This window comes from Confluentibacter sediminis (assembly GCF_003258355.1).
Classification (GTDB): domain Bacteria; phylum Bacteroidota; class Bacteroidia; order Flavobacteriales; family Flavobacteriaceae; genus Confluentibacter; species Confluentibacter sediminis.
Map to the genome: position 1 here is coordinate 138330 of NZ_QKPO01000010.1, position 12740 is coordinate 151069.

16 protein-coding genes and 1 tRNA gene are annotated in these 12740 nt (G+C 28.7%); 9 read left to right on the top strand and 8 right to left on the bottom strand.

What is annotated here, in order from left to right; genetic code table 11:
• Window positions 1-243: 243 nt before the first annotated feature.
• From trxA to DKT72_RS09785, 4 genes are all read left to right on the top strand, one after another.
• The gene (gene trxA, locus DKT72_RS09770; protein ID WP_111308550.1) at window positions 244-561 is read left to right on the top strand and encodes a thioredoxin; all 318 of its coding nucleotides are present in this window, start codon (window positions 244-246) and stop codon (window positions 559-561) included.
• Window positions 562-638: 77 nt separating this feature from the next.
• Window positions 639-1181: a ClpP family protease gene (locus DKT72_RS09775; RefSeq protein WP_111308551.1), complete on the top strand. Its 543-nt coding sequence runs from the start codon at window positions 639-641 to the stop codon at window positions 1179-1181.
• Between the two features lie 69 nt (window positions 1182-1250).
• Window positions 1251-2180 (top strand): DUF58 domain-containing protein, encoded by a 930-nt coding sequence (locus tag DKT72_RS09780; RefSeq protein ID WP_111308552.1) that lies wholly within the window; start codon window positions 1251-1253, stop codon window positions 2178-2180.
• An 81-nt stretch (window positions 2181-2261) separates the two neighbouring features.
• A tRNA-Asp gene (locus DKT72_RS09785) sits at window positions 2262-2335 on the top strand.
• Between the two features lie 522 nt (window positions 2336-2857).
• Here the strand turns inward: DKT72_RS09785 and DKT72_RS09790 are convergent.
• Entirely contained in the window at window positions 2858-3496 is a 639-nt protein-coding gene (locus DKT72_RS09790; RefSeq protein ID WP_111308553.1) for a tetratricopeptide repeat protein, read from the bottom strand.
• Window positions 3497-3638: 142 nt separating this feature from the next.
• Entirely contained in the window at window positions 3639-3917 is a 279-nt protein-coding gene (locus DKT72_RS09795; protein ID WP_111308554.1) for a DUF805 domain-containing protein, read from the bottom strand.
• A gap of 95 nt (window positions 3918-4012) precedes the next feature.
• On the opposite strand from DKT72_RS09795, the gene DKT72_RS09800 reads away from it, so the two are divergent.
• Window positions 4013-4264, top strand: coding sequence for a helix-turn-helix domain-containing protein (locus tag DKT72_RS09800; RefSeq protein ID WP_111308555.1), 252 nt, complete (start codon window positions 4013-4015; stop codon window positions 4262-4264).
• On the opposite strand, the gene DKT72_RS09805 is transcribed toward DKT72_RS09800, so the two are convergent.
• Window positions 4259-5116 carry a phospholipase D family protein gene (locus tag DKT72_RS09805; protein ID WP_111308556.1) on the bottom strand — a complete coding sequence of 286 codons (858 nt, stop codon included), beginning with the start codon at window positions 5114-5116 and terminating at the stop codon, window positions 4259-4261. The genes DKT72_RS09800 and DKT72_RS09805 overlap by 6 nt on opposite strands.
• A 144-nt stretch (window positions 5117-5260) precedes the next feature.
• Between DKT72_RS09805 and DKT72_RS09810 the strand changes: the two genes are divergently transcribed.
• A complete protein-coding gene (locus DKT72_RS09810; RefSeq protein ID WP_111308557.1) occupies window positions 5261-7900 on the top strand; it encodes a KAP family P-loop NTPase fold protein in 2640 nt (879 codons plus the stop codon).
• Window positions 7901-7913: 13 nt separating this feature from the next.
• Window positions 7914-8684 (top strand): hypothetical protein, encoded by a 771-nt coding sequence (locus DKT72_RS09815; protein WP_111308558.1) that lies wholly within the window; start codon window positions 7914-7916, stop codon window positions 8682-8684.
• A 50-nt stretch (window positions 8685-8734) separates the two neighbouring features.
• On the opposite strand, the gene DKT72_RS09820 is transcribed toward DKT72_RS09815, so the two are convergent.
• From DKT72_RS09820 to DKT72_RS09835, 5 genes are all read right to left on the bottom strand, one after another.
• The gene (locus tag DKT72_RS09820) at window positions 8735-9181 is read right to left on the bottom strand and encodes a type II CBASS E2 protein (RefSeq protein ID WP_111308559.1); all 447 of its coding nucleotides are present in this window, start codon (window positions 9179-9181) and stop codon (window positions 8735-8737) included.
• On the bottom strand, window positions 9153-10322 hold the full coding sequence (locus DKT72_RS09825; protein ID WP_111308560.1) for a nucleotidyltransferase domain-containing protein: 1170 nt from the start codon (window positions 10320-10322) through the stop codon (window positions 9153-9155). The genes DKT72_RS09820 and DKT72_RS09825 overlap by 29 nt, the downstream gene beginning before the upstream one ends.
• 2 nt (window positions 10323-10324) lie before the next feature.
• The gene (locus DKT72_RS09830) at window positions 10325-11080 is read right to left on the bottom strand and encodes an SMODS-associated NUDIX domain-containing protein (protein ID WP_111308561.1); all 756 of its coding nucleotides are present in this window, start codon (window positions 11078-11080) and stop codon (window positions 10325-10327) included.
• A gap of 50 nt (window positions 11081-11130) precedes the next feature.
• A complete protein-coding gene (locus DKT72_RS18220) occupies window positions 11131-11283 on the bottom strand; it encodes a hypothetical protein (protein ID WP_162623286.1) in 153 nt (50 codons plus the stop codon).
• Window positions 11284-11349: 66 nt separating this feature from the next.
• The gene (locus tag DKT72_RS09835; protein ID WP_111308562.1) at window positions 11350-11655 is read right to left on the bottom strand and encodes a DUF3892 domain-containing protein; all 306 of its coding nucleotides are present in this window, start codon (window positions 11653-11655) and stop codon (window positions 11350-11352) included.
• Window positions 11656-11833: 178 nt separating this feature from the next.
• On the opposite strand from DKT72_RS09835, the gene DKT72_RS09840 reads away from it, so the two are divergent.
• The gene (locus tag DKT72_RS09840; RefSeq protein WP_111308563.1) at window positions 11834-12193 is read left to right on the top strand and encodes a helix-turn-helix domain-containing protein; all 360 of its coding nucleotides are present in this window, start codon (window positions 11834-11836) and stop codon (window positions 12191-12193) included.
• Between the two features lie 2 nt (window positions 12194-12195).
• Window positions 12196-12723 carry an ImmA/IrrE family metallo-endopeptidase gene (locus tag DKT72_RS09845; protein ID WP_111308564.1) on the top strand — a complete coding sequence of 176 codons (528 nt, stop codon included), beginning with the start codon at window positions 12196-12198 and terminating at the stop codon, window positions 12721-12723.
• Window positions 12724-12740 lie beyond the last annotated feature (17 nt).

Below are 12740 nucleotides of genomic sequence, written 5' to 3' on the forward strand. Positions count from 1 at the left end.
AAAGGGTGGGAACGGTACCATTTTTGTTTTTTACAAAAACAAAAAGATATAGTGCACGGTCTGACATTTTTATAAAAAGGGTGTACCCAATCAGTATAACCCTAAACAATAAGGTTATAAGGAAAACAAATTGTTAGCTTGTAAGCTTTAGAGATTTTTTTGACTAAATTTGTGTTTTAATAATAAAGTTAAACACGTAAAATATATTTAATAATAAAGTTAAACACGTAAAATATAAATATTATGGCATTAGAAATAACAGATGCAACGTTTGAGGAAACTGTGTTGAAAAGTAGTAAACCTGTAATGGTAGATTTTTGGGCAGCTTGGTGTGGGCCATGTAGAATGGTTGGGCCAATCATTGAGCAAATTAGTGAAGAGTATGAAGGCAAAGCCGTTGTTGGAAAAGTAGATGTAGATGCAAACCAAGAGTTTGCTGCAAAATATGGTGTACGTAACATTCCAACAGTTTTGGTTTTTCAAAATGGAGAAGTTGTTGGTCGTCAAGTAGGTGTTGCACCTAAAACAGCTTATACAGAAGCTATTGACTCGCTATTGTAATATAAATGAAAAAGAAAAATAAAAAGGTTTGTCGTTATGGCAAACCTTTTTTTTATTTTAGTTAAAAATTAATAAATATGAGTAATAAAGTAAAAGTTCAAGACGCTATAGATAGTAAGTTATTAGAAGAACGTAAAGTATTCCTTTGGGGTCAAGTAGATGATAAGTCGGCAAAGCACGTGATTGACAGATTGATGTATTTAGATACTTTAGAAACAAAAGACATTCATTTGTACATCAATAGTCCTGGAGGTTATGTAACCTCAGGTTTTTCAATTTATGATTGTATTAAATCATTAAATAGTGATGTTTCTACGATTTGTACCGGATTTGCAGCCTCTATGGGTTCCATTTTATTATCAGCTGGCACAAAAGGAAAACGTTTTATTCAACCGCATGCACGAGTGATGATACACCAACCTAGTGGAGGTGCACGAGGTCAGGCTAGTGATATTGAGATTACAGCGAAAGAAATTATAATCACAAAAGAATTGAGTGCTAATATATTGGCTGATAACTGTGGTCAATCTTTTGATAAAATAATGAAAGATTTTAATAGAGACCATTGGATGGGGGCCGAAGAATCAGTTGCTTATGGTATCGTAGATAAAGTATTGTAATTTGCGATTTACGAATTTGGATTTACGATTAGAATAGTTCCTTCCTTTTTGGGAGGTTAGCTGGGGATTATGAACTTACAACACGAACTTAATAAAGCTGAAGGATTTAAAAACTTAGAATTACTTGCCAAACAAGTGGTGGAAGGATTTATTTCAGGCATGCATAAAAGTCCGTTTCATGGGTTTTCGGCAGAATTTGCAGAGCATAAAATCTATAACCAAGGAGAAAGCACGCGCCATATAGATTGGAAATTATATGCCAAAACAGATAAGCTTTACACCAAGCGGTATGATGATGAAACCAATTTACGTTGCCACATCATTATTGATAATAGTAGCTCGATGCATTATCCGGAAATATCAAATGTCTCGATACAACATTTAAACAAAATTGCCTTTTCAGCATTAGCCTCGGCATCTTTAATGTATTTATTTAAAAAGCAACGAGATGCCATTGGTTTAAGTATTTATAGTGATGCCTATGATTTTTATGCGCCAGAAAAAGGAAGCGAACGCCATCATCAGATGCTATTAAATCAGCTGAGTCATACAGTAGTTTCAAAACCTGTGAATAAACAAACTGCCACTTATAAGTATCTTCATGAAATAGCTGAAAATATTCATAAACGGTCCATGGTTTTTTTGTTTACAGATATGTTTCAAACCACTGAAGAAGATACTAAGCTTTTTGAAGCACTTCGGCATTTAAAATATAATAAGCACGAAGTTATTTTATTTCATGTATTTGATAAAGAAAAAGAATATGCTTTTAATTTTGATAATACGCCCAGACGTTTTGTAGATGTTGAAACAGGTGAGTATATTAATGTATATGCCGATACCATTAAAGAAAATTATGCCACAGCGGTTCGTGATTATTTTAATGCATTGCGTTTAAAATGTGGACAGTACAAAATAAATTATGTGGAAGCCGACATCAATAAAGATTTTAATACGATCCTAACAACATACCTGATAGAGCGTCAAAAATTCGTTTGAGTTAAAATAAAATTAAAAAACATAAAAAAACATTTGTGATATAAAAAAAGGCATGTATATTTGCAACCGCAATAAAGCAACGGTCTGGTAGTTCAGTTGGTTAGAATGTCGCCCTGTCACGGCGAAGGTCGCGGGTTCGAGTCCCGTCCAGACCGCTAAAATTGCTAAAAAGCTCTAAGAGATTAGGGCTTTTTTTGGCACTTTTAAGAAGTTGTGTTGTCCCAGTAAAATGGGGTGGTTTACGTAGTTGAACCGATGGAAAGCTTTCCTTTTTTCTTTATAGAAGATTGGGATGCTTTTTTGTTTTTGTACGGTTTATGTACGGTCAGTTTGTTATGACATTTATCTTATGGTCTTTAATTAATAAAATAACCTCTGACAAAAGGCATGGCAAATGAAGCAAAGCTAGGTACTTTATTACTTTACAGATTACTTAAAAATATTTCATAGGCATAAATACTATATAAGTATAAATAGTGTCCGTAGGTAGCATTAAGAGGCTTTGAGATAGGAAAATTTCAAAAATTCAGTTTGGATTATAAAAACAACGAATGCCACCTATCAAAAGAAGTTGATTTTTCCCTTGACAACAAGAGGGCGTATTTATGGATAGACCCTAATTTGCCCCGAACTGAAAAAATTTTTTTATAAATTTTTTGGTTAACTAGATACGGACTTTAATTACAAACAGCCTCAATAAGTTCTTCCGCATCATAACCAAGTTGTTTTGCTTTTTCAGCATCAATGCAAGCTGCATCAAAATCTTTTAATTTTTGCTTACACAATCCTCTGTTATGATAAGCCAATCCATTATTAGAATTAAGCCCGATAGCCTTAGTATAATCTTCAATTGCACCTTTAATATTCCCCATGTCTTGTTTAACAACTCCTCTATTATTATAATATTCAGCATCATTAGGGTTAATATTAATAGCTCTATCAAGGTCATGTAATGCTCCTTCATAGGCTTCAAATAAAGATTTCAAAATCGCTCTATTGTTGTATACAGTATCATCATTTGGGTTAAGCATAATGGCTATGGTATAATCTTCAATTGCTCCTATAAAGTCTTCTAATTGGTCTTTAACATAAGCTTTGTTATGATAGCAATCAGCACACTTAGGGTTAAACTTAATAGCTTCATCAAAGTCTAGTAATGCTCCATTATAATCTTCGGATTCAATTTTTTCAACACCCTTATCATAATAAAATATTGCGGTTGTTGAATCATTCTCAATATTCTTTTTTAGCACTTCATTAGATTGAGCATAGTTTATTTGTGTTGTAATAAACAAAATTATTATTAGTAGTCTCATAAAATATTTTTATCCTTGGTAATTTGAGTAATACAAAAACAACCGATTATCAAAAATGTTTGCCAAGATTTTTCAATAAAAATCATGTAAAATATTAATACAATCATAATGACATTGGCAATGATGTTAAAATGTTTATTTGTCATATTTGTATAGGCTGTTTTCCTTTGGCTAAAAGCATCCAGATAAAATAAAAAGGGATTAATTGAAACCATCCGCTACGACCAATATCGTGGCATCTTTTTGCTCCTTGGGCTATGAAAAAATACGATATTATAAGTTTAATAAGTGATAAGATATTTGAGTTTTCTTGGTTAGCTAAAACAGTTAATCCAATAGCCAATATCCAAAAAATTAAGAAGCTAATTAAATATTCTACTTTACCAATACGACCATTAAAAGAAAGAGGTTTGTTGAACATTATACTTGATTTGAGTTAACATAGATTCAAATATAATTAAAAATGTAGTTATTTAAGGTTACAAGTAAGTATTAATCATATTGGATTTTTACAATATGATTGAATTATCTGAAAAACAGATTAATGAATTAAAGATATCTATTCCAATAAAAATTGGAGAAAGGGTTCGTTATTTAAGAAAATCAAAAGGATTAACTCAAACTCAATTGGCTCAATTAATAGGTAAAGACAGGCAATATTTGTATAAAATTGAAAAAGCAGTAGTTACTCCAAATGTTGTAACTATCTCTGAAATAGCTATCGCATTAGAAATACCTTTAAAAGATGTTTTTGATATTAAATTATAATGACTTTAATATGGGATTATTCATTGAAGTTTTACCATGAGACTTCTCGCCTGTTTTATGGCAATAATTTTCTGAAAAATCAGAATTTCCATATTCATTCCAAATTTTCCAAGCTGACTTTGACATTGGTTGTTTGGTATTAAATGGTATTTCTACTCCTGTTCTAATACAATAACCAAATTCGGGTATTTCTTCTCTATCTGGTCTTTCTGTTTTAACTGCTCCAAATTCTAGCTCATCAGGAAAGTCGTTCAGTCGTTTAGTTGTCTCTGTATTTTTCTTTGAATACCCATAAAATTTTTCGGTATTATCCAATAAAACTTCTGACTTTATGAAGTTCTTGCCTAAATTTATAATGAGTTTCTTTTTCTCATACATAGGTCTTTTGATAAAAACAACTTCATTTTCTTCTGCAATACATAAGCATTTATTCCAAGCTTCATTATCTGCTGATTTAGAAAATCTATTTAGTATGCTTTGTTCCGAATAGACACCAAACTCAATATTGTTTATAAAGGAATAATCATAAAGGTTTATAGAAGTAATTACTCCCATACTTTCATTGCCATAGTATTTAGCATGAAGATTAGGAACATAAATTATACTAATATTGAGAAATTTTTTAAAGTAATCGAAATCTGATTTACTCATACTTCTCTTTATTTCTTTTTCGTTTTTACCAAAAACTATAATTAGTTCAATATTTGGATTGTTTTGATGATGGTCAAACAGCTTTTTGAAGTAATCATCCAGTTTAATAAAGGGTGAAACAATTAATAATGTGCGTTCAGCATACCAAATGATGTTATAAATTGAATCCTCTAAATCCTTACCTGTAATAAATTTATTCACGCTAAATATAATTTTGAAAAATTGAGTTGTAAAAATATTTATTTTTTTATTTAATTCTTTGTATTGTTGAGTAAAAAAATTATTACATAGATAAGAGATGGTATTTTAGTAGTTTAAGTAATCTTTCTTAAATATATTTGATTTATGGCAAGCAATGAAAACCCAACCAAACTAAACGATAAACTCAAAAAAGTTTTTGATGATTTAAAATACATACTTTTCTTTACAAGTGTTTTTACTTTATTCTCTGATTTTGTTTTTGAGTATTACAATAAGCTTGTGATTTCTCCAATTTTAAGTAATGCAAAGAGTAGTATATTAGCTGACATAATCTTTTTGATTGTTTTAGCTAGCATATTGCATTCAACATTTAAGAAAATAAAAAAAGGCTATTATGTAAAGCTTTCACAAGTCATTTTTTGTATAATAATTTTAACTATATATCTCTATTTCAGAATTTCCAAAATAGAGTTATTTCTTTCCTTTTCTACAATAAATTGGTTAAAGTATTTTGATATACCTTTTTTGCTCTTTTTAGCCCCAATAATTTTAAAAATCATACAATATTCAAAACCGAACACCAAACCTACAAAAAACTCAAGTAGGCTTCTTTTAGATACCAGTATTTCAAGTAGTATTGATGATGCATTAGGAAGAAAATCTAAAGCAAAAAGAATTTACAAAGAAATCCAAGAATTAAAATCAGAAGAATCTATCGCAATCGGAATTGTGGGTGCTTGGGGAAGTGGAAAAACTTCTTTTTTAAATTTAATAAAGGAAAATTTTAAAGATGACCAACATAATAAAAATATAATAATTGATTTCAATCCATGGTTAAATATATCGTTAGATTCAATTGTTCAAGACTATTTTAATACTCTTGAATCAGAATTGAAACAATATAGTGTTGACATTTCTAAAAGCATAAAGAAATATGGCAACTCAGTATTGAATCTTCATAATAATAGTATTACTGAATCATTATTAAAAAGCACTAATCTTCTTTTTGAAAAAAACCTGACTGATGAATTTAAGTACTTAAACGAATTGCTAAAAAACCTTAACAAAAGAGTAATTATTTTTATTGATGATTTTGACAGATTACAAGCCAATGAAATATTTGAAATATTGAAACTAATTAGAAATACGGGTGGTTTTGATACATTTACCTATGTTGTTGCTTATGATAGAGAATATCTAGTTGAATCATTAAAAAAACACAAAATACCTAAACCTCAAAAGTTCTCTGAAAAAATATTCCTAAAAGAGTTAGAATTATTACCTGTAACTAGTATTCAGATAAACACATATTTATCTAAAGAACTATTAAAACGTTTTGAAGACAAGAAAGATGACATAAATGAATTGCTGAAAAAAGATATTAGCAGATATTCTCCTTTAGGAGAAATTAAAAAATCAACTAGAGTTTTAAAAAATTTCAGAGACGTTAAAAGGTTTATCAATTCTTTTATTGTTGATTATGATGAAATCAAAAATGAGGTTTTGTTAAGAGATTATTTCATATTAAAACTTATAAAATATAAGTTTTACAATGTTTATGCACTCCTATTCAGCCATAGAGACGATTTTATCACAAAGGAAGATTACAATTTCTCTAGCTACAAAAACCCAAAATACATTTTAAAGCCTAAAGACAAAACAAAAAATAGTTCATTTGACAATCTCTTTGAAAATTCAAAAATTCAAGATTATATAGAAAACAATTTTTCATACAATAATGATGACCTAAAAAGCATAGCATCATTGCTTAATGGCTTATTTTCAACACTAAGTTCCGCAAAAAACAACTTATCCATATCCTATGAAATAAATTATTACAAGTATTTTAAAGATGAATTAAGCTTAAATGAGTTATCCATTGTTGAATTTAATAATGTAATGTCATTGAATATTGAGGATATTAAAATAAAAATGACAGATTGGTTTAACAATGGTAAATTAGATAATGCCAAATATTATTTAAGTGATACCAAAGTTTATGAACTTCAAGACAAAAGCGAATATGAGAAATATATTAAAGCTATGTTTTATATGGCAAATTTTGAAAGTAATGATATTTATGGAAAAAGGAATAAATTTGGCTTTGACTATGATATATTATGGACAAACTTAAATAGTGATAACTATGCTATTCTTGAGAAGTTTTATAATAATGATGAAAAAAAATTAAGCGATTTTCTTAAATCAATTTTAGATTCTGCCGAAACTCCCTATGAATACGAATCACTTTTTTGCTATTATATTGATGATAGAATTGAACACAATTCCAAAATTATTGAAAAGGAAACTGTTAGAAATTATTTAACATATTATTTAAAAAAGCATACAGAATCGATTGATAAAATTGATGCTAATTTTTGGCATCTTTTATATAATTGCTATGTATCTAATTGGGAAAGTACTAATGGTACATATTGGACTAAAAACCAAGGTTACCTTGAAGAAGCTAAGTCTATCTTTAAGGGTTTTATCACAAAACATTTGGATGACACATTAATTATTTTTATTCAACCTCAATCATCTTTTAGACATGAAAAAAACAACAAGGTAGTATTAGATGGATTAAGTAAATCTATATTTGGGTCTTATCAAGATTTTTTGATTTTCCTCAAATCACCAGAATTAACAAAAAAATCGGACAATCCTTCTTTGTTTTTAGATGAGTTTACAGAATTTGTTGAAGAATATATTAAAAACGGTGAAAATTCTATGGAATTTGACTTTACATACTACAAAGCCATTGAAAGATTAAATAGAATTTAAACTACTTGTAAAGATGATTAATAAATATGCTTTAAATAAAATATTTCTAATTGAAAGTATACCAATTAATGAACCCCAAACAGGGGAAGAAATCTTTAAAGATTCGATTAAACCCTATAACGATTATTATAATGCAAAAATTCAACTTGAATTTAAAAAAGTCACAAATAAAGAAGATTTTTTAAATGCTGTTAACACTATTTATGAAAGTGTAAATTCAAATGATAAAATTATACTACATATTGAGGCTCATGGTAGTAGTGATAAAAAGAAACTTGTTCTAAGTAATGATGATATAATTTCTTGGCAGGAATTAACTGAAATATTGACACCTATTAACAGTAAACTAAAGAACAACTTACACTTATTCAATGTAAGTTGTTTTGGAAATTATATTAGTCAATTAATTGACTTAACAAAGACTGCTCCTTTTCGTTCGTTTATTGGTTCTAAGTATGAAATATACCCACACGAAATAATAAGTTATTATACCTCTTTGTATGATAGAATTTTAAAATTAAAAGACCCGTACAAAGCTGTGCATGAAATTGCTAAAATTGATATTGTAGAAAAGTTTTTCATGAAAGACCTAGAGTTTCTTCTCACTGGCATAACCTATGGTCATTTACAATTATTTTTTCAATCAGGCTCTTTATCAATAATAAAGCAAATGTTTGATAGTAGACTCAATATTAACATAGATATAAATGAAATGCAAAAACATGAAGACCCAAAAATCTATATAATTGATTTGTTTAGAAAGAGATTTTTTTATTGGGATTAAATATTTCAATTAGTTATAAGCCTGAGTATAGTTACAGATTAAAAGTTCTTTTAAAAAGAATGTTTTATCTCTTTCCCTAGCCAAATTCCGTATTTTTTCCATTGCTCGTAATTTATAATCCATTCAGTGATTCTTGGAACTATTTTATACAAAGGTATAGACCCATATATTGGTTTATCAATAATTGGATGATAAAGGCATAAGCTCAAATCACCATAAAGATGTATAGCATGATTATGACTAATAGATTTATCTTTTATATATATTCTGTCATACCTATTTTCTAAATGGGGAGAATATAAAATTTCTATTCTATAAGTTTTTACACCAATTAAAATTGAACCTTTCCCAACTAGGTATTTTTTATTATGTGATATTTCAAGTTTTATCCAATCGAAGTAATTCTCAACAAGATACTTTTCTACATTAAGGAAGGTATAGCAATTAGCTTTATTATCATTAATTCTTTTATTCTCCAAAGTCGTGATAAGGTTCATTTTTTATTCCTTCTCTAGTGTTAATATTTCCTTTGGAATTTGTTAGTGCATTTCCTTGAAGAATAATTCCACTTGTTTTAGTTACTATGTCATCAGTGTTTTTTGAAAACATCATAATTTGTTCAGACAATGATTTTTTATAAACACCTTCGCCAAATAATTCAATATATTCTTTTCCACTTATTTCAAAAGACTCTTTTAGTTCTTGCCATTTTGTATAGAAGTTGTTTATAAAACTATAAAAGCTATCATAATGTTTATTTGTCCAAGAATCTGTAAAATCTTCTTCTGGGTTAACAGGGTTAAAAACTTTAAATCTTTGATGTGTTGTTATTGAATTTAAATAACTGCTTTTAATTTTAAAAACTGTATTATCAATAGTATCATAAATTGAATCTTCACCATTATAAAACTTAGCAATTAATGTTGTAAGTACAATGCTTGAGACAGGAAAGTCCTTATCTTGATAATAAATGTCTCTACATCTTTTAATAAGTTGTACAGCCCTTTGCAAAGGAGTTTTGTTGTAAAGTTCTTCTGGTAATGGCTCTGTTTCTACTTTTGCCTCAAATAGAGCTTCTGAATACATCTTTAATAAAGATTGCTTAACTGAGTTTGCTATGCTTAAAAACCAATTTGCAAAACCTTTAGGATTCCCTGAAGACCAATTTAAAAGTTTCTTTTCAGGAATTGCAATCTTCTCCTTATCAAAGTAATCAGGCATACATGCAGGCAAAATATCCATGTGGAAATCACCTTTGTAATTTAAGCGTACGCATCTACTCTTTCTTTCACATATTGTTTTATAATATGCATCGTTCTCAATAACACGAACGAGTTCATTATATACTTTTTCTGGTGAGTGATTTACATATACATCATAAATATGTAAAACAGTATCTAAATCAAAATCATCGCCATTTATAGGTTTGATTGATGCTCCTATTCTTTTAGACCCTTGAGCATATATTTCTATGTCAAAGTCTTTGAAGAAAGTGTCATCTTTTTTTAAAACTTCAGAAACTGCGTTATAAGCTTGTTCCATTCGTTCTAATCTTGTCTTGTCTAATTGCAGTTCTTGTGCTATTCTTGCTAATAGCTCCTCTCGTTGAAGCTTATAGTTTCTAAATATGTCTATCATTATTAAAACGTTTTGTTTATAATTAATTTTGTATGTTCACCTATACGGGCAATTTGTTTATCATTTTTCATTAATCTTAATTGCTCAATATCATCACAACTAACAATAGCAAACCCCTTTTTTAAGTTGTTATCTTTATTACTAAGATTTTTAAGCGATTTAATTTGTTCTGGACTTGGAATAAGTTCAAATATGTCGTAAATAAGTATTTCATAACAACTATGATGATTGCTCCATTTTAAATGTTTAGAAAATCGTTTAAGATGCTTATATTTTATGTGATGAAATAAATCTAAAGGAAGAATATTTGTATTGACTAGTTCCTCATAGAATTCTCTTTCTGCGCTTACCTCTCTTTCTTTCGCTTCTTCAAACCATTTTATAACTTTAATACAGTTTTTGCCTTTAACTCTAAACCTCAAGTCTCCATCGCTATCTTTGTCAACATCAAGACCGTTTTTCTTATTGTCAGGTATGTAGCCCCATTTTTCAAAGAGTTTGTCATCACCATACCTTTTATAGACTCCGCCTACTGGTTGTAATTGATTACTTATTCGCCTATTTGGAACAAGTAAATAATTATTTGATTCAGGAATCTTAATCCTAAACAGATAACTGATAGAAAATCTAATGTCTTTGTTGCGATACTTCCAAAACAAAGTTTTTAAGTATAGAGATAAGCTGTTTTTATTTTCCCATAATACAGTTACTCCTTTTGTCAAGAGTTTTTTCAACAACGCAATTATTATTTCACTCATTTTTTGCTATCAATCAATTGAAAAAAATAGGGGCTTTAAGCCCCAGTTATTTAAGAATTTTTAGATAATGCAGATATACCGATAAGAACAAGCATTGCAAATGCACCAAAGGCTATTATTTTAGCATTTAGTCCAGTTGCATGTATGCAATTGTTTTTATGGCATAAACTCACTTTATCACTTTTTAAAGTAATATTTTTCATAAATTATTATTTTGTTTATTAATGCCCCTTTCATTCATCGGAAAGGATTGAACGGATTTTAGGCTTTTATACATAGAGAGATATTAAGTTGTCCAAATTATCTTTTTCAGTTATATTTCTATCAGTTCTTAAATATTCCCCATTTTGATATTTTATAAAATCCACAGAAGCACCATTAAGCCAATTTGGATAGCCCCATAAGATTGTATTGACAGTTTTTCCTTTTTTAAGGAGTGTTATCACCTCATCTTTAGTCTTTATAACACCCATACTAACTGTTTCTCCTTTATCTTCGTGAAGCAAAACATGTACTACCCTTTGATTCGAGTCCTTTTTTACATGAGAAATTAAATAATCAGCCCATTTTGTCATCTTTTAAAATTTTATTATGTTTATATATCTATCATATTAAATTAAATAATGACACAAACATAAACATTTTTATTTTAAAATCAAAATATTATATTTTGTTACACTACCACTATAAAATACATTTGTTAGTTTCATAAACATTTTTTATATTTGTATGAATTAAAACCATCGTTTTTCAATGATTGATTATAAGGATTCTCTTTATAAAGTTATTGGTGAGAAAATCAAGTCAAGACGCCAATATTTAAAAATTAGTCAACTTAAACTGTCAGAAGATTTAAAACAAATATCAAAAAACATTGAACTTAGTAGGTCTTCAATCTCCAATATGGAAGTTGGTCGTCATCAAATACCACTTCATGTACTATATGCCATCTGTCAATTATTGAAATTGGAAATAAAAGATTTACTTCCTTCCTATGAAGAAATAGTACAATTTGCAACTTCAGAAATATCAAATTATTCTGAATACTTAAATAGCAATAATCTCAACAAGAATGCGATTAAGAGCATTGACGAAGTAATCAAAAATATTTAGCCATGATAAATAGAAGAATTGAAAGTATTACCGAAGGTATTCTTAAAGAACTCAATATTACATCCGCAAAGAAAATCGATGTAAAGAAAATCTGTAAATCTTGTGGTGTTGATGTAAAACCAGAAAATTTAGATGTAGATGTTTCAGGCTTATTTGTTATCAAGCAAAAAGGAGCTTATATTAGATACAATAACAATGAAGCCCCTCTTAGACAAAAATTCACAATAGCTCATGAATTCGGGCATTTCGTTCTGCACAAAGACACACCACTATTTATTTCAAAGAACGATAAAATCATGTATCGAAACCTTGAATCTTCAACTGGTGAAATCCAAAGAGAAAGAGAAGCAAATAGTTTTGCTGCTTCTTTATTGATGCCGAGAAAGTTTATTATAGAAGAAATCAATAAAACTCCAAAAAAAATAAAAAATCCAGTATCTCATTTAGCGAAAACATTTGGTGTTAGCGAACAAGCGATGACATTTAGGTTAGCTAATTTAGGTTTTGATATTGGTTTAATTAATTATTGATTTTTTGAAACAATTAA